The 22673-nt window shown below is 56.9% G+C and carries 20 protein-coding genes (1 of these 20 cut by a window edge); 4 read left to right on the top strand and 16 right to left on the bottom strand.

Going from position 1 to position 22673, the window contains the following annotated elements:
• Nucleotides 1-134: the start of an anti-sigma factor antagonist gene (locus J5276_RS24230; RefSeq protein WP_019567435.1), read on the bottom strand. It extends 175 nt beyond the left edge of the window; only the first 134 of its 309 coding nucleotides appear in the window; the start codon lies at nt 132-134; its stop codon lies off the left edge, out of view.
• A 186-nt stretch (nt 135-320) separates the two neighbouring features.
• Nucleotides 321-1232, bottom strand: a complete 912-nt coding sequence (locus J5276_RS24225) for a nucleotidyltransferase and HEPN domain-containing protein (RefSeq protein WP_060726826.1) — start codon at nt 1230-1232, stop codon at nt 321-323.
• 386 nt (nt 1233-1618) lie between these two features.
• Here J5276_RS24225 and traA point away from each other — a divergent pair, with 386 nt between their 5' ends.
• The 4 genes from traA (at nt 1619) to J5276_RS24205 (ending at nt 9732) form a co-directional block, all read left to right on the top strand.
• Nucleotides 1619-5410, top strand: a complete 3792-nt coding sequence (gene traA, locus J5276_RS24220; protein ID WP_174012479.1) for a Ti-type conjugative transfer relaxase TraA — start codon at nt 1619-1621, stop codon at nt 5408-5410.
• A gap of 287 nt (nt 5411-5697) precedes the next feature.
• On the top strand, nt 5698-6192 hold the full coding sequence (locus J5276_RS24215; protein WP_019566798.1) for an MgtC/SapB family protein: 495 nt from the start codon (nt 5698-5700) through the stop codon (nt 6190-6192).
• A 247-nt stretch (nt 6193-6439) separates the two neighbouring features.
• A complete protein-coding gene (locus tag J5276_RS24210; RefSeq protein ID WP_155846282.1) occupies nt 6440-7603 on the top strand; it encodes a hypothetical protein in 1164 nt (387 codons plus the stop codon).
• Between the two features lie 143 nt (nt 7604-7746).
• A complete protein-coding gene (locus J5276_RS24205; RefSeq protein WP_174012475.1) occupies nt 7747-9732 on the top strand; it encodes a DKNYY domain-containing protein in 1986 nt (661 codons plus the stop codon).
• A 40-nt stretch (nt 9733-9772) separates the two neighbouring features.
• Here the strand turns inward: J5276_RS24205 and J5276_RS24200 are convergent, their stop codons facing one another.
• The 14 genes from J5276_RS24200 to tssH form a co-directional block, all read right to left on the bottom strand.
• Nucleotides 9773-10573: a hypothetical protein gene (locus tag J5276_RS24200; RefSeq protein ID WP_233284974.1), complete on the bottom strand. Its 801-nt coding sequence runs from the start codon at nt 10571-10573 to the stop codon at nt 9773-9775.
• A 292-nt stretch (nt 10574-10865) separates the two neighbouring features.
• A complete protein-coding gene (locus J5276_RS24195; protein ID WP_174012471.1) occupies nt 10866-11309 on the bottom strand; it encodes a hypothetical protein in 444 nt (147 codons plus the stop codon).
• Nucleotides 11310-11679: 370 nt separating this feature from the next.
• Complete coding sequence (locus J5276_RS24190; RefSeq protein ID WP_013760977.1) at nt 11680-12129, bottom strand: hypothetical protein; 450 nt, start codon at nt 12127-12129, stop codon at nt 11680-11682.
• A gap of 2 nt (nt 12130-12131) precedes the next feature.
• Nucleotides 12132-12680: a hypothetical protein gene (locus J5276_RS24185; RefSeq protein WP_013760978.1), complete on the bottom strand. Its 549-nt coding sequence runs from the start codon at nt 12678-12680 to the stop codon at nt 12132-12134.
• Nucleotides 12677-13894 carry a hypothetical protein gene (locus J5276_RS24180; RefSeq protein WP_019566794.1) on the bottom strand — a complete coding sequence of 406 codons (1218 nt, stop codon included), beginning with the start codon at nt 13892-13894 and terminating at the stop codon, nt 12677-12679. The genes J5276_RS24185 and J5276_RS24180 overlap by 4 nt, the downstream gene beginning before the upstream one ends.
• A gap of 1 nt (nt 13895) precedes the next feature.
• Entirely contained in the window at nt 13896-14162 is a 267-nt protein-coding gene (locus tag J5276_RS24175) for a PAAR domain-containing protein (protein WP_020700639.1), read from the bottom strand.
• Between the two features lie 127 nt (nt 14163-14289).
• Nucleotides 14290-14823: a hypothetical protein gene (locus J5276_RS24170; protein WP_013760981.1), complete on the bottom strand. Its 534-nt coding sequence runs from the start codon at nt 14821-14823 to the stop codon at nt 14290-14292.
• A 6-nt stretch (nt 14824-14829) separates the two neighbouring features.
• Nucleotides 14830-15795, bottom strand: a complete 966-nt coding sequence (locus J5276_RS24165; RefSeq protein ID WP_019566792.1) for a hypothetical protein — start codon at nt 15793-15795, stop codon at nt 14830-14832.
• On the bottom strand, nt 15792-16256 hold the full coding sequence (locus J5276_RS24160; protein ID WP_019566791.1) for a hypothetical protein: 465 nt from the start codon (nt 16254-16256) through the stop codon (nt 15792-15794). Before J5276_RS24160 ends, J5276_RS24165 begins: the two co-directional genes overlap by 4 nt.
• 8 nt (nt 16257-16264) lie before the next feature.
• Complete coding sequence (gene tssI, locus J5276_RS24155) at nt 16265-18418, bottom strand: type VI secretion system tip protein TssI/VgrG (RefSeq protein ID WP_111796479.1); 2154 nt, start codon at nt 18416-18418, stop codon at nt 16265-16267.
• A gap of 13 nt (nt 18419-18431) precedes the next feature.
• Nucleotides 18432-18932 carry a type VI secretion system amidase effector protein Tae4 gene (locus J5276_RS24150; protein WP_013760985.1) on the bottom strand — a complete coding sequence of 167 codons (501 nt, stop codon included), beginning with the start codon at nt 18930-18932 and terminating at the stop codon, nt 18432-18434.
• An 11-nt stretch (nt 18933-18943) separates the two neighbouring features.
• Entirely contained in the window at nt 18944-19333 is a 390-nt protein-coding gene (locus J5276_RS24145) for a Rap1a/Tai family immunity protein (protein ID WP_013760986.1), read from the bottom strand.
• Between the two features lie 108 nt (nt 19334-19441).
• The gene (locus tag J5276_RS24140) at nt 19442-19918 is read right to left on the bottom strand and encodes an Hcp family type VI secretion system effector (RefSeq protein WP_004431488.1); all 477 of its coding nucleotides are present in this window, start codon (nt 19916-19918) and stop codon (nt 19442-19444) included.
• A 57-nt stretch (nt 19919-19975) separates the two neighbouring features.
• Nucleotides 19976-22645: a type VI secretion system ATPase TssH gene (tssH, locus tag J5276_RS24135; RefSeq protein ID WP_111796481.1), complete on the bottom strand. Its 2670-nt coding sequence runs from the start codon at nt 22643-22645 to the stop codon at nt 19976-19978.
• Nucleotides 22646-22673 lie beyond the last annotated feature (28 nt).

The raw sequence follows: 22673 nt of genomic DNA, 5'->3' as shown, positions 1-22673 counted from the left end.
TGCAGAACGAGCGAGCCAATCAGGACCTTGCGGCGCATATCGTTGTTGCGCTCGGTTTTCGAGAGGCGGGCCTTGAGGGCGGAACGTTGCGCATCCAGTTCAGCCAGGCGCTGTTCGATTGTTTTCCTTGCCACGATTGTTCCTTTCGATTGCGGTCGCACCGGAACTGCCGCTGTTGACCACGGCTTCGTTCCTGGAAGACAGACCAGTTTCTATGAGGAGATCGACATAGCGATTGTGAGAGTAGGTTGGACCGTATGGTTCATGACGCTGTGGTCGCCGTCACCTGAGTACAGGAGGCTTTGTGCGACCCGTGAAGCTCAGTCGCTGGCGTTCGCGGCCTGTTCGAGCTTTTCGATGTGCTCGCGGCAAAGCGTTTCAACCAGCTTGTGAAGTTCCGCCGTCCGCTCCTGAAGCCAGGTGAGCGCCTCTTCGGAAACCTCGAAACGCTTCGAATAGCGTGCCTTGACGTAGGCCTCATTCAGGATGTTGTACCATGTGGTAAATCGCTGACGATCGCGCGGCCAGATGTCGATCAAACGGTGATCACGACCTTCGGAAAGTCCACGCAGGAATTTGAGATTGTGCGACGCAGGCGAATAATTTGTCAGTGTCAGGAGGTAGCAATTGTAAGCGCTCTCCACTGCTTGATGGAGTTCGAAGACAGCATGCTTTATCCGCTTGTCTTTCAGATACAGCGACGTATCGAGAAACGAGCGAGCGGCAGCCATTTCTTCGTAAAAATGCTCCTCTGCCACCCTGAGTGCATCAGCAGGTTTGAGCGGTTTCGGTTCAGCCAGCGGCCTATCGTCGAATTCGTAAAGCACGATGCCTTCACGGGCGAGATCAACAAAGAAGGGTTGGCCATCATTCAAAAAGTTGCTGATCTCGCGAGCGCCGTGCACGATCAGGCCCACGGGCGTCTCGATCTCCTTGTCCCACATCAGCCGGTCTGTTGTCTTGTCCCAGTATTTGGGATCGGCCAGTTCCTTGTTGCTGACGATGACGAGAATGTCGAAATCCGAGCGATAGCCTTTCGACGTATGCGGTTCATCCACCCAGGTGCCACGCGCGTAAGAACCGAACAGAATGATTTTGAAAATCCGTCCGTCTTTTTTGGCGTCAGACTTCGAGCGCTCCACCAGATCAGCAAACTCTTCCTGGATAATTCCGACGACGCGCGCGAGCTCGCGTTGCTTTCGTTCCGGCAAATGTTCAAGGCTGGTCTTCATGTCTGCTCCGTTTCTGGACGGTATCCTGTATGGTCCATTGTAAACTTCTTTGAAACTCCGATTTTTGGTAGCCGCCAATCGAATGCCCGCGCCCGCTCCTGTTTTGTCCAGCCGCGCCTGCAATCCTTTATTCCGCTCGTCCAGCAACCATTGTCCCTTGTCCCTGACCCCTTGTGCGATCGGCCTGTGCATCCCCCTCCTCGGATTGATGCGTTTGTGTCCCTATTCAAACACGAGTAATTGCCACTTGGCGACTACTACTTTTAGTAGTCGAAATGCCCGTTCGTTGTTGCTAGCCTCGCCACCGGTAAACAGACAAGGGCGCACTTACGACTTGCGGCACGTTTGAGCGTTTGGTCTCCCCGTTTGCGTATCGGAGATTTCGTTTGGCGATTTATCATCTCAGCACCAAACCTGTCTCGCGCTCATCCGGCCGCAGCGCTGTGGCATCTGCCGCCTACCGTTGTGCTGTTCTTCTCGTCAATCATCGCGATGGCCTTGTGCATGACTTCACCCGCAAAGAGGGTGTCGAGCATAAAGAGATCGTGCTGCCGGACGGTCTTTCTGCCAATTGGGCTTTGGATCGTTCGGCTTTGTGGAACGCTGCAGAGTTTGCAGAAAAGCGAAAGGACGCCCGCGTCGCCCGCGAATTCGAAATCGCGCTTCCGCATGAGCTTTCGACAGAGGGACGACTAAAGGCTGCACGCGCCTTTGCTCAGGATCTGGCAAACCGCTATGGCGCGGCCGTGGATTTTGCAATCCATTCGCCAAGTGAGCATGGTGATATCAGGAACTACCATGCGCATGTGCTGATGACGACGCGAGAGGTTGGCAAAGCCGGCCTTGGCGAGAAAACTGTTCTCGAGCACAAGAACGCACGGCTGCTGGCAAATGGCATGGCGACAACCGACATGCAGCTTCGCGATATCCGGCAGTTATGGGAAGGCATCGCCAACCGTCAGCTGCAACGCGAAGGCCTGGATGTTCGCATCGATCATCGCTCGCATATTGAGCGCGGTCTTGAGTTATCGCCGACCGAACATATGGGCGTGCATGCGTCGCAGATGCGCCAGCAAGGAATGGCCGTCGAGCGCGGGCGGCTGGATGACGGGGCAGCACGGCAAAATGCCGCGCTGATCCGTCAAAAACCGGAACAGGTTTTGACGCTGATCAGCCATGAGAAGAGCGTGTTCGATCGCCACGATATTGCCAAAACCTTGCATCGCTACATCAACGATGACGCGCAAACGTTCCAGAACGCCTTTGCGGCTGTTTTGGCATCACCAGCGCTCGTGGCGCTTCAGCCTGAGCGCACCGATGCCGAGACAGGCGACGTTTCCAAAGCGCGCTATTCGACGCGGGACATGATCGATCTGGAACTTGGCATGGCGCGATCGGCGGAACGGTTGCATCAGGCGCATTCCCATGGCGTCGATCCGCGCCATGTCGATCGAGCCATGGAGAGGCAGGATAACGCCATTCGCAAAAGCTCCAGCGGACCGTCGGCTGCGAGCGATCCGTCAGCGGGATTGTCGGACGAACAGCGTCAGGCGATCGCGCATATTACAGGTCCCGAACGCATCGCGGCTGTGGTCGGGTTTGCCGGTGCTGGAAAGTCGACCATGCTGGCAGCCGCTCGCGAGGCGTGGGAGGCTCAAGGCTATCAGGTCCATGGTGCGGCGTTGGCCGGAAAGGCAGCCGAGGGTCTTGAGGAAAGTTCCGGCATAGAGAGCCGCACGCTTGCATCGTGGTCCCGCGGTTGGGACCTTGGCCGGGATCTGATCGGTCGCGGTGACGTGTTCGTCATTGACGAGGCCGGCATGGTCGGGAGCCGGCAGCTTGCCCGCTTTATCGGAGAAGCGGAAGAGCGCGGCGCAAAGATCGTTCTCGTCGGCGACCATGAGCAGCTGCAGGCAATCGGAGCCGGTGCACCCTTCAGGGCGATTGCCGAGCAGATTGGCCATGTCGAACTTTCGGGCATTCGCCGCCAGCGCCATGATTGGCAGAGACAGGCATCGGTTGCCTTTGCGACCCACAAGACGGCCGAGGGGCTCGCCGCCTATCGCGATCACGGCGACATCCACTTTGCAGAAAGCCGCGACAAGGCGATGGCGCAGATTGTGCGTGATTTTCTTGCCGATAACGAAGAGCATCCGCAAGGCACCCGGGTTGCCATGGCGCATCGCCGAGCCGACGTGCGAGCCCTCAATGCCGCCATCCGCTCCGAGCTTCAGAACAGACAAAAGCTGGAGCGTGGCCCCGGGCTGGGCGCCAGTGCGGGGCGTGGGAATGGTGCGGACCGTGTGGGTGGTGAGGATGTTGGAGAACTCTCGTTCCAGACCAATGGCGGCAAGCGCGCCTTCGGCCCCGGTGACCGGATCATCTTCCTCGAAAACAACCGCGACCTCGGCGTCAAAAACGGCATGCTTGGCACGGTCGAGCATGTGGAGCCGGGCAAGATCATCGCCCGGCTCGATGGTCGAGGTGGCGACAGTGTCAGCATTCCGACAGACAGCTATCAGGCGATCGACCACGGCTATGCGACGACGATCCATAAAAATCAGGGGGCGACAGTCGATCGCGCCTTTGTGCTGGCGTCCCGCACCATGGATCGGCATCTGACCTATGTTGCCATGACCAGGCATCGCGACGGCGTGCAGCTCTATGCCGACATGAAGGAGTTCACCAATGCGGGCCGGCTGGTTGATCACGGCGTTGCGCCCTACGGGCATAACCGACAGGCGCGAGAAAACTATTTTGTGACGCTGGAGAATGACAAGGGCGATCAGCGCACGGTGTGGGGCGTCGATCTCAAGCGGGCCATGCGAGATGCATCGCCAAAGATCGGGGACAGGATTTCCCTGCAGCATGAAGGCGCCACGCCTGTCACGCTTCCGGATGGCACGCAGGCCGAGCGCAATGCATGGCGTGTCGTCAAGGGTAACGCGTTGGCGTACCAGCAGCTGACAAGCCGCCTGTCGCGTTCCGGCGCGAAGGAAACCACGCTGGATTACATCAGCGACTTTGCCGAGCGGCGCGGGATCGCAAGCGATAGATGGATCGTAAACGGCCAAGGGATCGGGCAAGAGTTTTGTGTCAGAAGCGAGATCGAACTTGCGTCCGGACGGGATGAGCGTCAAGAGGTCTTGTCCCGTGCGGCCCATCTGCAACGGGAGCAGCAGGACCGGCCATCAGAGCGTCAGCAGGTTTACGAGGAACGTGCCGGCGATCTGGCCGGCCCTGTTCACCGCGAAGATCCTCGCAATCAGTCCGCCCGAACAATCGATGACGGTCAGCGCGATGAGCGGACAGAAGGCAATAAAGGGTATCGACGCATCCGGTGGTCCGAGGTCATGTCGCAAGACGGCGCCGTCCCTGCCCCCACAGAAACTGTAGTCCAACAATCGCTGATCGAAACCGGTAAGCCAGCTCCGCTGGTGCCAGCCATCACGCGTCACGACCGCAGCATCGAACAGGTAGCACGGGAAAGAGCGATGTCCGTCATCGAGCAGAGATTCGATACGGTCGAATCTCTGGTGCGGCACGTGTTCCGTGACCCGGTCGAGGTCGCGGCGAGACTGCGTACCGCGATGACCGAGAAGGAAGGCAACGGCAAGATCATGGCAAAGGCCATAGCCGAGCAACCAGAGCGCTTCGGGGAGCTACGCGGCAAGACGGGTCTGTTCGGGAACAACAGGGAGCGGAAAGAGGCGCTGCAATATGCCAGATCTCTGTCTGCCCATATTGGCTATGTCTCCCAGGCATGGGAGCGCCGGCTTGGCGAAGAACGCGCGAGCGAACAATGGCAGCGCGAAAAGCGTGATGTCATCGAGGTGCCCGACCTCACGCCGCGCAGTGCCGAAATCCTTGCCAAGGTGGAGAAGATGCCGGTCGCGAAGCGGAGCCAGTTTATCGCGGAGCTTCGCTCGTCACCTGAGGGCCGAGCCGCGCTCGATGAGGCCAAGCTGGTGGCCGAAGCGCTCACGCGGCGGCTTGGTAGTTCCGATCCTCGCAGGTTCGCCGAAGAACTCGAGCCACGCCCGGAGCTCGCAAAGCAGGCCGAGCATATCAACACAATCGCCCGCATAGTGCATCGTACACGCCATGCCGAGCTTAGCCATGACCACGCGTTGAGACAGCAGCTTTCCCGGTCGCAGGGGCTTGGATTGAGCCGATAGTACGCGCCGACGACAACATTGGCGTCTTTTAATCGCCCCCCCCCAAAAGTGCGCCGCGCTTCCAAATTTCCTAGGCGTCCCGATGCACCTATCCCCGTTCAGCGCTCGAGACGGCTTCCCTCAGCAGTTCATCAGGACTGAATCAAACAAGCCGAGCTGTCCGGCGAAACGGGGTACACTCCAGCCTGCCTACAGAGGGGCCCCCACGAAATTGGGTCACACGAAGCCCAAGTAGCCCAGCGGCCTGCGCCCTGCCCGCCATCCTCGAAGTTAACGAGGATATCCGCATGGGCGGCCAGGTGGTGACGGGGATAGGCTTCCTTGGCGCAGGACTGATCATGCGCGACGGCCTCAACATTCGCGGGTTGAGCACGTCGGCGACAATACGGACTACGGGAGCGATCGGCGTCCTCGCGGGTTATGGAGAAATTTTCGAGGCTGCTGAGGCAACGCTTCTGATCTTGCTGATCAACATAACCTCCCCCAGAGTTGTTCGGCTCATCGAGCGCTTTGTTCTACAACACCCAGTCGAGTCACAACGTCGTAGGGTTGAGGTCCGCACGACCACGGAAAGCGAAACCGAGGTCCGGTCGAGTTTGATGAGCCAAACGCGTGACGATCAACTAGCAGTCACATCACTCGCACGCCGCGTCAATTCACTGGATAGGAGCATCACAATTGATGTCACTATTTCAGGTGATGACGTTAACGACGAAGTCATGAGCGTTCTTGTGCAATCTCTTAGCTTGTCGCCAAACATTCTTTACTGCACCTTCACGTAGCTTTGAGACGCCACGGCCGGTTCAACGACAACGCCATAGCCGCCATGTTCGCGCACACGAACATCACATTCCCTTGACATCTGTTCTCGGAGATTTTTGAGAGCTGTCACGATTTCGGCCGTCTGGCGCTTTTTCCAATGACGTTACCATGAGAGTCTTCACCAGTCTAAACTCAGAGGTTGTGTTGCTGTACTTTTCATTGCACGGTTAGGCAGAATTATAATTTTTGATGTTGACCGGAGAGCGGATGGTACACGGAGAGAAATGCCGGTCTTTTGCATGTGTGCTTGTCGCAACTTCGGTCGCCGTTACGATGTTCGCCGGAACCGGTTTTGCACAGGATAACGATAGTGCCGTTCAAAATGCCGTACCGGTGATGAGAAAATTCGATTTCTCAGCGCCAGCCCTCAATCTTGAAGGTACGCTCTCCCCAAATGCTACGGTCGAAACCGTACCAATGAGTCCGACGGAGCCTGGCACAATCGGTAATGTGAAAGTCATCGGAAAAATAACTTCAGATTCGTCCAGTCCGAAAATCGAGACGACCTTTATCGGGTACAATCTGCAGGCGCCATCGGCAGCGTTTCGGATCTGCACTTACCAGGCAGACACTGCTGGATACACAACGCGCGTCTCAAAAGTTGCATCGGACCTGACAGAAGCTATGCTTCTGGGCACCAAGGATCAGAGCGGCGAACCACATAGCGCCCTTATCAGCTATTGCTTCTCTCGCGGGAAGCAGGCGCTGGGCATAAATTTCATTGCAGATGTCAGCAACGCGGCGGATGCTGACGCGGCTTATGATCTGGTAGTTCGGGCTGACAAGTATGCCGTTGCGTTCATTGACAGCCTCTCATGGGAAAATGGAGAAGAATCAAGCTTTGGGAAGGAGCTGCAATCGGTTCCTGTTCGGATAGGCAACGAGCGGATCGCACTCCGCATCCCGGACCAGTGGGAAATACCGATCAACGATTTTCATGGCGCTTTGCCGGCCGAGTTGCACATGATCAGGCGCAAGGGCGGAAGAGATGTTGGCCTGATATGGCTGCTCGTTCAGGACATGAAGGAAAAACCGGACCTGGAAATGGCCGGAGCCACGATCGTGAGGGATTACTTTGTCAGGCAGACACCTGATGCCCGGCCACCCGCACTGATATCGAGTGAGGAAGACAGTCTGCTTGCAAAACAGGGAATCCCCGCACGCACCTTCCGGTTTTCAGTGACAGACAAAAAAGGTCAGGACAGCGGCGATATAGATGCGACCGTCATATGGCGGAATGGGCGCCTGCATGTACTCACCCTTTGGTCAGCGTGGCCCTCCGCCGCCGATAACAGCAACTTCTTTTCCCGTCTTCCAGCTCTTACTGTCTACGATATCGTGCGACAAGCCATGGTAACAACGCAGCAATAAGGTCCGGCGCAGATAAAGAACCAAAGCGCACAAAATGTAGAAAAAACATCAAACTAGGATATTTTCTTAAAGTAAAAAAAAGCCTGTTTCCTTCTGGTATTTTGAGCCGCAAAAAATGGCGCAAGATAGACAGGTAAACTGGCTTGGAACCACGGCTGGCATTGACACCACAGATCGGAGCGGACTTGGGCGGAACTAAGCTGACTGAACTTTTCCCACTACCCTATGCCCATTGGTATGCGGCCACTCTTTTTGCCGAGGCCGGATATGCTGCGTCACAGATATTCGAGCGTCTCAACATAGATCCCGCGCGCTGGCAACGGTTCCAAGAGCGCTACAGCCAACTTCATTACGCCAATAAAAATTGGGTTGCGGCCGCGTTCAGGCGGGACGGACTTCCCGAACCCGAGCAGGATCGGGCGCTTTTCCAGCGTCTGACGGGGAATGACGGCATCGGCCTATCGGTAACAGAACCCTTCAGCATGCGCACAGAGCTTGCGGCTTTGCGGCGGGCAGTCGAAGCTAATCCTCGTATCGGCCCCTTCGCCAATGTCGACTGGGTCGCGCATTACATCGGAGAAAGACGATTCCCGACCATCCGCTATATCCACAATGGCCATCAGGTCTATGTGGACGGCGCACCAATCCGCGACCGCAAGGGCGTCCCGTTGTCCGGGGTAGACCCCTTCACCTTTCGACAGCTTGGTGACCGCTGGTTTTGCGACGATAGACATGTCTACGGCCAGGGCGAGACACCAACGAAGCTTTTCTGGTTCTCAGCGCGCGGCGCCGATCCAGACAGCTTCACCGTTCTGAATCAACGTTATGGTGTCGACAAGGCCGCCGGTTATTACATTACCAACTTGCGCCTTCCCACCGAGGAGCCGGGTACATTCGGGATCGTCAGCTATTATTACGGCAGCGGCCAGAAACCGGGCATCCGTATCGAAGAGAGTCACTACGCAAAGGACAGTCGCAAAGTCTATGCTTACGGGGTCGCGATTGAAGGCGCGGATGCGGCCAGTTTCCATTCCATCGGCGACGAAGGCAGATATTTCGCTGACAGGAAGCATGTCTATTGGGAGAAGAGCCTGATTCCCGACGCGGACCGAGAGAGTTTTGTCTGCGCATCAGAAGCAGGTCAGTATCGCGCTTATGACAGCGAGCGGCCGTACTATGCAGGGCAACCTCAATCAGTCTCGGCAGAATTTGAGTCTTGGAGCGGCTATTTCGAGAACCATCCCGAGATTGCCGACAGCTGGTGGCACCGGGAGAAGGCACGCCGTGCGGTAAGCGCGTCTGTGGGGAATGAGCCAGTACCGATCGGCGGTCTCTATTACAGCGATGGACGCCGGATTCTGGTTAGGCCACAGCGTCCGCAGGAAGCCGAATGGGTCTCACTCGATCATTTCGACCACGACAGCTTCCGACACATCGTTGATGTGTTCGGGCAGGATCGGCACGGCCTGCGCTACTTCTTGCCCGGCCTCGAACATTACGGGATGGAGCCCATTGAAAAAGCCGATCCCGCTAGCTTCGAAAAGCTCGACGGCCCATGGTTCAAAGACAAGCAGCAGGCCTATTACATCGACAGTACAGCACCTTTACCAGAGCTTGCTGTCGTCAAAATCGACATGGCGAGCTTCGAGGTTTTGGGCGGCGCCTATGCTCGTGACGCAAAAGGGCTGATCGTTGAAGGTGTGCGCAAGCGCGGCATCGACAATCCCGCAGCGGTGGAATCGCTCGGCTTTTCCTTTGCACGGATGGGCGATACCCTGCTTTATCGCGGGAAGCCCATCAGCCGGCCCGGCAAGGTCAATCCCGCCACAGCGCGTGGTGTCAACGATCAGCTTCTGATTGATGCGAACGGCGAGATGCTGTTCGGAGGCAGTTATCGCAAAAAGATTCCTGGAATCGATCCAGCCATTTTGCATTTCCTCAACCGTGTATTCGCAGTTGACGCACGGCATGTTTACGCGATGACCGATACAGGACTGCTGCTCATTGAGGATATTGAACCGGGCGAAGTCGAGCTAGCCGGCCTCTACGCGGTCCGGGTGGGCGACAAACAGCTCCACGTTTCCGGTGGCATCGTAAGGCGGTTACGACCCGAAGATACAAGTGGATGAGTAATGCCTGATATCAAAGCTCCCCCCGAGGCTGGGTGCGTCAGTAGTGACGAGCGGCGTGCGGAGGTGCCAGGGCGGTGAAACCTGCGCCGTTGAAGTCATGCAGGCGCGAGGAAGACTCAATAGGCATGACATTACCGGATCGGAAGTCGCTTTTTGCCAGCCTATAGAGGCACCCGCCGCGTGCAAACACCAGATCGCCGCCATCCCAGTCTGCCCAATCCGTTTCCGGAAGGTCGACAAGCAATGTTCCGTCCCGGTCAAACACGCGGTAGTCCAGTCCGTACCACGCCTTTTGACTGCGACCGATCGAATGAAGAACCATCTGAAGGCTCCGGCCGTTTGCACCCGGTTTTTGCAGGACACGCGGCTTGTTGAAGCTGTAAAAGGTCGAGGCCTTCAGGCCATTGGTTTGCCCCTCACCGGCGTCGATCACACGCCAACCGTCACGCGCAAGTATGTAGCCGCTGATGGGCTCGTCCTCTCCACGTCCCGACAATATACCGCACGGGTCCACTTGCATGCCTCGCTTCAATCGAAAACCTGGAGCGAACGAGACGCGGTTATCGTCAAACGGATGGTTGAGAAGCAGTTTGTTCTCGTCCTCGAAAACACCGCCTCCTCCCCACGCGTCTCCTTTTGGCCAAAGCGTCAGTGCGGTGAAGAATGGCGGCTTCGATATGGCCGTCCAGCTCGCGTAGGGCGGGCGATTTGTGGCCGCGAAGTAGACCAGAAGTTCTCCGGACGGAGAAAGATCGCAGCGTCTCTCGTAGACCCGTCCCTTCAACCATTGACCATGTTCAAAAGTGTCGGTGCGCAAGTCCCAGCGAATGAGCTGCACCAGCCGGCTCGGGCCGCGCCGAAATATGACACCTGTTCTCGCTGACCGTGCCAGGATCGCATACAGCCTCGGTGCAAGTGGCTTCCGAGAAGGATCTACAGTCTGCTTGCCTTTCTCTACAGCCACCTGAGCAACTTTCTTCCGGCACTATCTGATGCCGTCATGTAGGACGTCACATGACAGTTTATCCCTGTGTCCGCATCGAGCTTGCGGACTTCCATCTCTCACCTCTCCGAAATACCGCGCAACACCATTATCAGATACTGGACGAAAAAATCGACATTGCGTAGTTTTAAACAACAACTGCATCCATTGAAGCGATTTGACACTTCGTCTCCCACGATTTGATCCAAACCCGGATACGTCGCCGTTTCAACCGATCGCACAGGAGAAACGCTTGCTGATACTTGAGATCGTCATTTTTTCTGCGGCTCTTATCGCGGTTGGCCTTCTGGCTGTGCAGCAGATTATCGCGCAGGTTCGGGAGTATAATTTCTACAAGAAGAATGGTGGTGATTTTTCTGTCGACAGCAACATGGATCACGTCAAACTTGACAGATCCATGCACTACAACGACCTCCGCCTCACGAACTGGCAGCGATTTTATCTGTTCCGCCCAGCCTGCATCGCGATGCTCGTCTTTGTTTGGGCTATGATGGTAGTCTCTTTGCTTTAACTGAAACGCCAGGCTTAGGTTGCCCTTGGCATTGCTCGTCGACCAGACTGGTTTCGGCAAGCCCCCTGCAGCACCTCACCGGTGCCAAGACAATGCGATTTTGTTCGGCAAGCGGTCGGAGGCAATGGCGATCTTAGTCATTCGGTTTAGGCCGAGGTTTAAATTTGACGTGCCTGCGTATAGCGCTGCGGTTGCGTGTGGCCATGCGGGCTGTTCAAAGCCACCTCGACGTTAAGCGGATACAAATGCCTCTTCTGGCTGCGCAAATCCGCAAGATGCGCTTAAACGCTGAACTCGAGGTCCAAATCGTTGACCTTCGCGATCGCATTCGTTCCGCTCTTCGTGTAGACGACCTAGGTGCCGGCCAGCGAATACATTCCCAGACCCTTCCCGCACACCCGTGATCAGTCCTCAGTGGGGTCGTCCGCCATTACCCGATCGTATAGTTCGATGCTACGCCGCGAAGATGTGTGACCGTCGCTTGTGACAAAACACCACTGCCCAGATAATCAGCAAAGCTGAATGAGAATATGTCACTTCGTTCTATCGCCTTGACCAGATTGGTATCACCAAAGACAACGAGGTATTCGTGATCCTCCGGCGCCCAGATCCAGAGATCATGAGCTGAAAAATGGATCAGAAGGCCATAAGGCGAATTTTCAAACAGTGCATCAAGCACCAACCCGACCGGTTGCGGTGCAAAATGGCGCGGAGGCTGACCGAACTCGTAAGCAGCGAAATCAATCTCGTTACTACCGATACGCGCGGCGACGAGAGCGATTTCCTCCTCGCTTGGAAATTCGGGGTAAATCCTCGCCGCGAAATTTCTGTTTCGAATGGCCTGATGATCCAGCGTGCAGTCTTTTCCAATGAAGTCCATAATTAAACCCCAGGTCCGTCATTATAGCGTATCTCGGTCTGACGACCGTTTGGCCTACGTATTTGCAACGTCGGACGACCGTCAGAGCTTCCCGGACGGACGGTAACCTTGCTGCCGTCTTCCAGTTCCCCCGTGCGGCCCGGCCCGTATTGTGTTTCGATACCTTTCTCCTTGCCCGGTTTCAAGGAATCGAAGTCGCGTTCAGCTTCCGCCATACCGCCATCCTTTTCGCCGTGTTTTGTCTTACCCTTTGTCTGTTGACTGACGCCCGCTTCATCCTCCAGTTCCTCTTGCCGCTTCTTCTGTTCTTCCGCCTTTGCCGAATCGCAGTTCCCAGTGCAGCTTCCCGCCTCGCCATCGGCGGGTTCAGAATGGCTCTCATTGTACATTTTGTAGAGTTCGTAACCTTCATAGGCCAGCATGGCGAGGCCGATTGCTGCACCAACTGGCCCAAGAAAACCGAGCGCGGCGCGGGCACCGAGCCTCGTTGCCACGCCTGCAGCCGCACGGCCAAGCAGAACCTCCCCGCCAGCAGCAGCCACGGCAGTCATGCACCCCCCCGTTCTTTCGCCGCATTCGCCATCAGCCGCATCATTTCATCCAGCCGAGCGTCAGGATTGCGGCCTCTGAGGTTCTGGCGAATATCAGGTGCTTCGATGAAGCGCCCGTTGCTTGCGCTCATAAGGTAGGTCCACTGAAAGAATCCGCGCTCGGTTTTCAATCCGTAAATTCGTGCCTGTGTTTCATATCGTTCCATGAATATGAGCGCTTCGCGCTCGTCCATGCCTTGTAGCAAGTGCGGCGCGGACCTTTGAAAGGCCGTCACTCGGCGGCGACGCGCGGCGAGCATTCGCGATGCACTGATGACCTCGATATTCTCAGGAGTCAGGCGCAACATGCCGCCCTGCGCGACGACATCAACCGGTCGATGAGCGCGCTTGATGTTCCCACCCCATGCCTCGGCCGGAGCGAAGTAGATTTCTTCGGCCGGGCCCATAAGGCGCACCACCTGTTCCGGCGAAAGCGCCGGCAACACCTGCATCATGACATTCGGGTCGGCATGGCGGAAAACAACAATTTCGCTACGACCCCGCGCCTCTTCAAGATCAAGGGCGAACGATGCCCCTTCTTGCGCATCGCCGGCCGCCAAGGAGATATCACCGGCTTCTCCAGAAACCGAACCGCTCAATCCCGCGAGCGCGTCTCGCTCAAGCGGCAGAAAGATGCGGTTAATACCACGAAGATGCCTGTAGATTGTTTCCTCAGAAAGGCCGCGATCACCGACCCAGAATACCACAGCCGGCCTGTCTGCGATAAGCTTGAGCAGGGCCTCTATTCTGCTCTTTACCCGCCCAGGCAAATCGATCTCGTCGGCTGGCATCAAGCCGCCGCCACTTTCATCACCATTGGCGACTGCTTTCGCCATGTCATTCGACAGTTTCGCTGCCAGCGCCTGCAGTTCCTCGTCGCTTGGCTCCGCCGTCTCGACCAAGCTATCCGGCGCACTTGAGGCCGGCGGCGAAAGACTAAGTGAAACGAGCCACGGCCCGCCGAGCACAATTGCCGAATTGGAACCCGCCGACCGATAGAGCGGCCTGTGGCACAAACCAGCCGCCGAAAGATCCGCTGTTAGGTTACCGAAGAGAGCTCCGTCCAGCACCGCATAGATTCGCCTGTCGCAACTGTCCGCAATCCGGGAGAGGCGTTTCAGATAAACCTGACCGACCGCTGGCACCTCCGCTCCGCCGTTAAGCTGGCTCTGCATCTTATCCTCGAACCGTTGGAACGGACCGCGCGGCCATGCTTGCCTGGCAGGAGGTTGCATCACTGCCGCCCTTTGGCTCACGGTCGCCGATGTAGACGTCGGTCGAACCAGTTTGCGCATTGCCGCCACAGTCAATCGCATCGCCTACTCGACCGGCCCGCTTGCCGTTGATGAAGACGGTGGATGCTCCAGCCGCCAGAGCCCGCGGATGTGAGGGCTTCGGGCAGGACGGGCAGCCATGCGGCAAATAGGCATCCCCGACGCGCATCAGCGGCCGACCATTCACATAGACATTATTACTACCCCCGGTCGCCGGTGTGGGTGGAAAATGGCAGGAATGGGATGAACCTATATCGGCACGGCGATGAGCTTTGGGCATCGGCTATATCCCCTTTTCAGCGCGCCTGAAGCATGGCGCGTGTCAGTAACCCAAGCCGTGCTCCCTGCGGCGGGACAAACGATCCAGGGAGCCATTCGGGCTTCGAGGCCAAGGCAAGAGCAACGGCAAAATCGTCATCCTCGGTGCGCAGAAGCGCACTCAGATCTACAGGAACAATAGCGGGATTGAGCATAAGCGCAGCAAAATCGCTGCCGATTTCAGGGTCGATCTTCCAATGCAAACTTTTGCCGCGTCCTGCGACCTCGGAAAAGGTCACATCCCCCTGACACCAGGACAGAGCGGAGCAGCCCAGCGGTGTCCAGCCTTGGCCATCGCACAGCATTCTCCATCTGTCGGCCGAGAATTGTGATAGATTTGTCAACAGCTCATGTTGGGTTCTTATCGCTTTCAGCGCGATGTCACGGCTTGAGCCACCCGCATTGAGCATGCGTACATAGGTATTTTTCCACTGGCGCTCGGTGGAATGGAGCTCTAGCCAAATTCCCGCCGGCGTAGATCCGTCGTCAAATTTCACTGGCTTTGATAACATCCGGCCTCACCTCCCCTCATAGAATATATGTTGCTTGTCCATAGGCACCCAAGGCATGAACGGGTTACTGTCAGGGGAACGCGCACCCGAATAGAATTTCTCGGTCATTTCTACCGACCTCTGCAGTGCATAGCCGGAATCAGGGAAACCGTATTTAGCGGGATTGACCTGCATGTCCCTAGTGATCGAGTTGATGATACGGTCCTGTTCCGCGATACGATCAAGCTGCTTTTGATAGGTATATTCTTCCGACTTCCATTCACGGAAATATGGATGAACGTTGTAGGCTTGGAATGGGTATTCCTCGCGTTTTGACCGGGACAACTCGTTCCAGAGCGAGTACCATTTTTTAACTCGCCAAAAGCCAATCATGGAACCAAGGGACGCGCCAACCAGGGTGGCTTCGGTCTTGACATTGAGGGCCGTCGCCCCTTTGAAAAGATTGCGGGCGTCGGCAAGATAATATGTCCCGACCCCTATTGCCGCATCAACAGAAGCGCCTGAGACCCACCCCATGGTGTAATCCAGATCGTTGATACAAAACGGTTTGAGAGCGCTCATTCCGTTCTGTTGCGCAGCAAGAAAACGGTAAATTTTTTCAGCGGAATCATACTGGTCTCCCGCTGTCGGGATGTCCGATATGTCCTTTGCGGTTTTCATATCCTCTATCGTCTTGAGTTGTTCGGAAGCCCCGCCGCCCTGACCGATCCTCATCGACTGCCCGCCGCCGCGTTCAACGCGCTTGGCGGCATTGGACATGCCGTAACCTGCTGACAGGCCGGCCCCGTAGAACGAGGCGACACAGGCGCACAAGTTCTCCCGGCCGAACAACAGAAAGGTGTGCGCACCAAGAATCAGAGATGCGCCACTGTCATAACCAATCAGCCATGACTGGGATTTGGTATGTGCCAATCCAGCCCAGGAGTCGGGAGTTTTCAGGTCGTTGCCATAGGGAAATGCGCTGTCGCTCATTGCTCCGCCTGACCGTATTTGAATGGCACATAGGGTACGAATGGTTTCGACGGATCGAAGTTCTGCTGTCCCGGATAAAGAAGGCAATAGAGCTTCTGTTTGTAAACGACCGCCAGTGGATAACACGCGTCCTTCTTGGCCATGCCGCCCGCGCCACATTGCTGGAGCCCCTCGAGAACCTCCATCGCTCGGCACTTTTCTTCCCTACAGTCGTAGTCCCTGATGTCCTCATAACCTTTAGAATAGAAAATGCGCGTTTTCGTATAGCTGTCTAACGGCCCAAGAACGGCCGCAAGCCCTGCATAGGCTCGGTCAACATCCTGCTTCTCTCCGATGTTGAAGGTGGATGGCGTATCCGATGTGAAGGCGAATTTGGCCGGATCGGTTTCGCATTCAATTGCGAAGGAAAAAGAGCTGGAGGCCATAAGGATCACACATGCCGGGGCCAGGATTCTCGTCATATTGCTTCTCAATTCAAATCTATCCTTCCGCCATTGACGACAACACGCTGTTCGCCATTGATCTCGATCTCTTCAAAGTCGAGAAAGAGCTTCGTACCGCTCAGCGTGACAGTTCCATCCTCATGCATCAAAACATTGGCCTTTCCGCAAGTCAGGTGCAATTCGCCCCCGCTATGTACGGTCGCGCTGTTTTGCGCAGACAGCGACATCGTGTCGTTGCTCATGAGATTGACACGTGTTCCTGCGTTGACGCTGTAGGACATACCGACATTGGTAGCCATTCCGGCCCCCACGTTGACGGCTTTGAACACACCCACGCTCTCAGTATTGTTCTTCTCGACGATGACGGACATATTGCCCTCGCCAGGATTGAGAAGCCCTGGAAAACCGAGGTTCTTTGCAACGTCGCCAATCCCGCTCACAAGCGAATTCAGCACCGAATTCACGACCCTTCCTATCCCGCTCGGCCCAACTGTAACCATCATATTGCCACCAACAACCTCGTGGTGGTTGTTGCGCACCTCGATCGACTTATTGTGGCCAACCGACTGGACCCAGTTATTATCAATCCGTTCGCTGTGATTGTTTCGGATTTTTTCGTTGCGGTCTTTCTGCGCGTGAATGTAAATTTCCTCGCGGCCATTCTCGTCTTCGAAAGTCAGTTCGTTGAAGCCCGAACCTTTGTGCGTGTTAGTCCGGAACGTGCTCTTGGTTTTGTTGGCAGGCAGCTCATAAGGCACTGTCTGACGCGCATTCGGCACCACGCCGGTGACCAGGGGCCGGTCCGGATCGCCATCCACAAATGCAACCATCACTTCCATGCCGATGCGCGGGATGATCTGGCCGCCCCAAGTGGAGCCCGCCCAGTTCTGCGCAACCCGCACCCAGCACGTATCCGTACCATCCTTCTTTGCCTTGCGATCCCAAGGGAACCACAGCTTGATGCGGCCATACTGATCCGGGTGGATTTCCTCACCCTCCGGGCCAGCGACGATCGCCACCTGGGTGCCTTCGATGCGCGGGCGTTTTGTTGACCGATGGGGCGTCAGCGGCACGCGGGCCGGAATTGCCTCGAAGTGATTGCGATATTCCGGTTCGTTGCTGTTTGTCTCATAGGAGAGATCAACGATGCTGTGGCTTGCCCTGATGATCACATGCTCTTCATAGGCATGTTCGGGATGGGCGACCTCGTAAGGCGTAAAGCGACGGCCGGGTTCGAGAATGCGTGAGGTGGACGATCCGAATACCCGGTCGTGATCGGCCTCGATCGCCTGGGTGCGCAGTTTCTGCGCCCGTTCCGCTTCTTCCACCGTCTTGATGCGGGCCGGATATTCGTAGAGCTCGCGCTTCGTCGCGTCCGGCATTTGCACCAGAGACGGCGTCATCGTGCCAGGCACCATGCCCGGCGTCTCGAAATTCCAGTCCGCGCCCGCCCGCTGGCCGGAGACATAGGAGAACCGCCGTGCCCAGTCATTGATGTGGTTGCGGTCCGACGAGCCCTGCGCCAGCCGCACAGTTCCATCCCCCTGGGCAGCCGGAGACGGCCCGAGCCAGCCGCTGGCGCTATCGGCAACATGCAGCTTATGGGAACCGTCCTCGTGGCTGAACCAGTAGAACAGGCCATCCTCTTCGAAACGGCGGGTGAGATAATCCAGATCGGTCTCGTTAAACTGTACGCTGTAGTGCTGTGCAGGCGGCGGCGAAATGATGCCTGACGTATCGGGTGCAGGAATGCCGTGTTCTGAAAACAGCGTCTCAACGATATCGACCGCCGTCTTGTCCATCCAGATGCGGCAATCGGAACGCCGCGAAAGCAACCACATCTGTGGCCGAATGGTCATCGAGTAAGAGCGCAACCCACGCGTGATCGGAGGACCTTCATGGAGCTCTGTTACAAGGCCGTTAAAGGGACGGCGAACACCGCCGCCCTCACCCTCGCCCTGGCTGATCTCGAGCGAAACATCGACCAGCCGCCCGATCAGTTCCTCGGGCTTAACCGCCTCCTTCTTGGCACGCACCGTCAGGCGAATATCAAAGAGCTGCGATACGCCTTCCTCGACCGTCAGACGCTCCGGCAAAAGCTGATCCTCTCCCAAAGGCGACTTGACCTTGAGGACGCGGCTTGCCTGAACGAAATCAGAAAGTGACGACTGGTCGTTCATGGAACACTCCTAATCAGGACCCGCGGCTGGACTGAAGTGGCCAGAACCAGATCGTTTCCGAATTGTAGTAGCAGGCCGACGCGCATTGGGTGGCCTCTGAGCCACCCCGCACAAGATCGATATGGCCGCCTCCGGTGTAACCAGGGATATTGTTGAACGCCACAACACCGTTACGGGCACCGATGCCATTACGCGCTGTCGCGGGGGTAAACGGTTCGGGCTCGCCTAGATAGCTCGTCCGTTTCACCAGATTTGCGAGGCGGCGCATGTTCACCTCAATGCCCTTGCCCGCATATGGACCTTTCTGGATGCGATGCGAGGCTGGCACGATGTTGATCCCCGATTTCACGAAAGCGATGCTAACGCGGATGGCACAGGTATTGTGATAGTTCGGGTTACCGATAAAATCATCCCAGCCTATTTCCGTGAAAAGATCACGCTGGCTGACATAGTTCGGGTGCGACGGGTCGCTGCTCGGATAATTCTTATAAAGAGTGTCAAAGTTAACGCGCATGGTTCGTCCCACTAGTTACTTTTCTGCTCACAGGGAAAGGAGACCTTGAGCGCCTCCCGCACGAGAGTGGCTGCCTGTTCATCCAGTTTTTCCGCAGGAAGATCGCCGAGATAGGTGTAGATCCGGTCGTTGAGTTCATGGGGCGCCACGGCGCCTGCACCACACCAGTCCGATCCGCTCGTCAGATCGGCCACGCCAGCGATATAGGCGCTTGATTTTGCAACGGAAACCAGCCGCCGCATTTCCGGATCGGACACCTCCGGGGCAAGCTTACCCTCGATGGCCTGCTTGAGTTCGGCACCAGAGAATATCCATGTCCGCTCCGCCGCACCGACCGGCGAAAGACCGGAAGATGCCAGAACAACCGGCACGGAAACAAAAAACGCATATAGGGAGCGCATCAAAAAACCACCTAGACCAAACTCGACGTGAAACATCACGACGTGAGCTGCAAAACTGCATTGAAAACGTTCCGGTGCCGGCAACGCCGGCACCGGGTCGCGTCACGATCAGGCAGCCTTCGTCGTCGCCAGATCGTAGGAGGCGATCATCGGAGACTGCGGCGAGTTGTTGTCGTCGAACGGCGTGTACTTCACTTCCATCTTCGTGAAGTTGAGCTTGACGGTTTCCACCGGACGGTCACCGCTGGAATCCACCGAGTAGCTGGCAATAAGCGTGTTTGTCAGCAGATACTCGATATAGGTGTTGCCGGGATTACCCGTGGTCACCAGATGAATGGTTGCGAGCTTGCCGGTCCGGCCGGCGCAGGCTTCCTGGAAAAGCTTGGTGGAAGAAGAATCGCTAACCTTGGTCAGAATGACTTCCGAAATGGTCGGTTCGGATGCCTCGCGGTTTGCAGCAGAACCAGCAGAGGTGTTCATGTTGCGGGCCACGTTCCAGTGAATGGCTTCAATATCCATCCACTTGCGATGTTCTTCATGGGTGGCGTCGCCCTGGATACCGTCAATCTGCAGATAAATTGGCATGCTGTAAGCTCCTGTAGCTAAAATGACCTCTTGCTCCGAGGCCGAGTTACCCTTCGTTTAATGCCGCATGCGTCGGGTAGCCCCATCCGACGCGGCAACTTTATCCACCCCAACCTCTTCGGTTACGGCGAATTCATCTGCTTCCCCAGCCTCTTCGGCACGAATGCCGAACCCGTTTTCACCAAAATCGACAACAATGTTCCCGACACGCTCTCCCGCGATTACCTTTTCGAGGAAAAAGCTGGAAAGAGGCGGCAGGAGGTCCTTGCCGATCATGATTTCAATGGCGCGTGCGCCAATCTCACTTGCACCGGCGCGCGCCACCAGGGCATCTCGCGCCACATTGGACAGGGTCAGGCCGGTGCCATATGTTGCGAGCACACGTTCCCTGATCTTGCCAATCTGCATATCCACGATCCTTGCAAGCGCCTCCGTACCAAGCGGCATGAAGGGAAGAATGATCGTGCGCCCGAGGAACGCGGGCTTGAACTGTTTGGTAAGCTCCGGCATCAGAAGCGCTTCCAGCGCTTCGCCTTCCGGCATCGCGTCGGGATCGGCCGACAGCGCCGAGAGCAACTCCGAGCCTGTATTGGCCGTCATGAAGATAGTGGTGTTCTTGAAATCCACGTCGCGGCCTTCGCCATCACGCAACACGCCCTTGTCAAACACCTGATAGAAAATGTCCTGGACGCCGGGGTGAGCCTTGTCGATCTCATCCAAGAGCAGAACGCCGAACGGCCGACGGCGCACCGCTTCCGTCAACATGCCGCCTTCGCCGAAACCGACATAGCCGGGCGGCGAACCGAGAAGCAGCGAAACCTTATGCTCTTCCTTGAACTCCGACATGTTGATCGTCGTCAGATGGCTGTTGCCGCCGTAGAGCATATCGGCGAGCGACAGCGCGGTTTCGGTCTTTCCTGTTCCGGACATGCCAACAAGGAAAAAAACGGCCGGCGGGCGGCGCGGATCGGATAATCCGGCCCGCGCAGTGCGCATGGCATCGGCAATCCGTGCAATTGCAGCATCCTGCCCCACCACCCGCTGCCGCATACGCGCATCGAGTGTCCGGGCACTTTCGATCTGGTCCGCCAGAAGTTTGCCAAGTGGAATTCCGGTCCATCGCGAAACGACGGCGGCGATCGCCTCACGATCAACGACCGTCGGGACAAGTCTCTCGGCATTTGCCGGTTTTGCCTCAACCGCAGGCCGCAGGGGAGAGACATTGGAAACATCGCCTTCAACCGGCTGCTCTTCGCTTAGCTCAGCCATCTCCGCGTCGTAACGGCTGCGCAGATCATCGATTCCACTCTCAAGCTTTTCGACTTCGCCCCGTATCGACTGGATACGGCTGCCAATCTCGCCATCCTGCGGTTCACGCAGAAGCCAGTTCAACTCATCGGTGAGAAGGCGCCGCTCGCTTTCCATAGCGCGCAGCCGCTCCGGCTCGGTCTGCCGTGCCAGTGAGACGGCAGCCGCAGCCGTATCGAGAAGGCTGACGGCCTTGTCCGGCAACTGCCGCGCGGGCATGTAGCGTGCGGATAATTGCACCGCGGCCACGACCGCCTCGTCACGAACGACAACGTTGTGATGGCTGACGAAGCTGTCAGCGACACCGCGCAACATACGTATGGCGGTCGTCTCATCCGGCTCGCGCACATGTACAGGCTGGAAACGACGGGTCAGCGCCGCATCCTTTTCGAAATACTTCTTGTATTCGCTCCAGGTCGTCGCCGCGACGGTGCGCACTTCACCCCGCGCCAGAGCGGGCTTGAGAATATTGGCCGCATCGCCCTGCCCGGCCGCACCACCCGCACCAACGAGACCGTGGGCCTCATCGATAAACAGGATGACCGGTTCGGTAGAACGTTTGACCGCATCGATTACGCCATGAAGGCGGCGCTCAAACTCACCCTTAACGCCGGCACCGGCCTGAAGTAGCGAAATATCGAGGTTCAGCAGGCGGACATTGCGCAACTTTTCCGGAACGTTGCCAGACGCGATTTCCAGCGCCAGCGCCTCGGCAACCGCCGTTTTGCCAACCCCCGCCTCACCTACCAGGATGGGATTGTTCTGTCGGCGGCGCGTTAGAATATCAACAAGCTGGCGTAACTCATCATCGCGGCCGATAACAGGATCAACCTTGCCATTGCGGGCATCTGCGGTCATGTCCTGGGTGTAAAGGCGCAAGAAATCATTCTGGCCTGCAGACTGTCCTGTCCCTGCCTGCCCTGAGCCTGCCAGCGCGGAAGGAACATCCACGCCTGCGCCATTTTCAGTCGAGTTGCGAAGACGCTCAAGCGCGGTGCGATCCATCGCCTTGAGAGAAGGAAATGCCGAGCGGACGAAAGAGCGAAGTGAGGTTTCCTCATCCATCGCCAACAGAAGATCGCAAAGCGTAACACGGTCGCGGCCAGCCTCCAGCGATGCGAGAATCCATGCCTCCCGGGCTGCCGTGAGAATGTTCTGGGAGAGCGACAATGCCTCTCCGTCGCCGATGATGGACTCCTCCAGACTGCGGCTGATTTCAGCCTGCAATACCGGAAGTGGAATTTTTAATTCCTCGAATGTTTTCGCATAGATGCCGGAGTCCACAACCGCAAGCAGCCAATGCGGGATATCCACGTATCTGTGCCCCATGCGCACCGCAACAGAAGCCGCAGCTTCAAGGGTAACACGCAGGTCTGGCTCAAGCGCTCCAACAAGGCGGTTGAGATCGATATGCGACATGCAATGAGCCTCCTGCCCGGGTTCATTC

The sequence above is a fragment of the Agrobacterium sp. S7/73 genome (assembly GCF_019355535.1).
Taxonomy (GTDB): domain Bacteria; phylum Pseudomonadota; class Alphaproteobacteria; order Rhizobiales; family Rhizobiaceae; genus Agrobacterium; species Agrobacterium tumefaciens.
Note: the sequence above shows the minus strand (reverse complement) of the source record. Positions and strands in the feature narration are given on the sequence as shown.

What these genes read in the sequence shown, in the direction of transcription:
- J5276_RS24225 (WP_060726826.1), bottom strand. Translation starts at nt 1,232, where the DNA reads ATGAAGACCAGCCTTGAACATTTGCCGGAACGAAAGCAACGCGAGCTC.
- J5276_RS24215 (WP_019566798.1), top strand. Translation starts at nt 5,698, where the DNA reads ATGGGCGGCCAGGTGGTGACGGGGATAGGCTTCCTTGGCGCAGGACTG.
- J5276_RS24210 (WP_155846282.1), top strand. Translation starts at nt 6,440, where the DNA reads ATGGTACACGGAGAGAAATGCCGGTCTTTTGCATGTGTGCTTGTCGCA.
- J5276_RS24190 (WP_013760977.1), bottom strand. Translation starts at nt 12,129, where the DNA reads ATGGACTTCATTGGAAAAGACTGCACGCTGGATCATCAGGCCATTCGA.
- J5276_RS24185 (WP_013760978.1), bottom strand. Translation starts at nt 12,680, where the DNA reads ATGACTGCCGTGGCTGCTGCTGGCGGGGAGGTTCTGCTTGGCCGTGCG.
- J5276_RS24180 (WP_019566794.1), bottom strand. Translation starts at nt 13,894, where the DNA reads ATGCAGAGCCAGCTTAACGGCGGAGCGGAGGTGCCAGCGGTCGGTCAG.
- J5276_RS24175 (WP_020700639.1), bottom strand. Translation starts at nt 14,162, where the DNA reads ATGCGCGTCGGGGATGCCTATTTGCCGCATGGCTGCCCGTCCTGCCCG.
- J5276_RS24170 (WP_013760981.1), bottom strand. Translation starts at nt 14,823, where the DNA reads ATGTTATCAAAGCCAGTGAAATTTGACGACGGATCTACGCCGGCGGGA.
- J5276_RS24165 (WP_019566792.1), bottom strand. Translation starts at nt 15,795, where the DNA reads ATGAGCGACAGCGCATTTCCCTATGGCAACGACCTGAAAACTCCCGAC.
- J5276_RS24160 (WP_019566791.1), bottom strand. Translation starts at nt 16,256, where the DNA reads ATGACGAGAATCCTGGCCCCGGCATGTGTGATCCTTATGGCCTCCAGC.
- tssI (WP_111796479.1), bottom strand. Translation starts at nt 18,418, where the DNA reads ATGAACGACCAGTCGTCACTTTCTGATTTCGTTCAGGCAAGCCGCGTC.
- J5276_RS24150 (WP_013760985.1), bottom strand. Translation starts at nt 18,932, where the DNA reads ATGCGCGTTAACTTTGACACTCTTTATAAGAATTATCCGAGCAGCGAC.
- J5276_RS24145 (WP_013760986.1), bottom strand. Translation starts at nt 19,333, where the DNA reads ATGCGCTCCCTATATGCGTTTTTTGTTTCCGTGCCGGTTGTTCTGGCA.
- J5276_RS24140 (WP_004431488.1), bottom strand. Translation starts at nt 19,918, where the DNA reads ATGCCAATTTATCTGCAGATTGACGGTATCCAGGGCGACGCCACCCAT.
- tssH (WP_111796481.1), bottom strand. Translation starts at nt 22,645, where the DNA reads ATGTCGCATATCGATCTCAACCGCCTTGTTGGAGCGCTTGAGCCAGAC.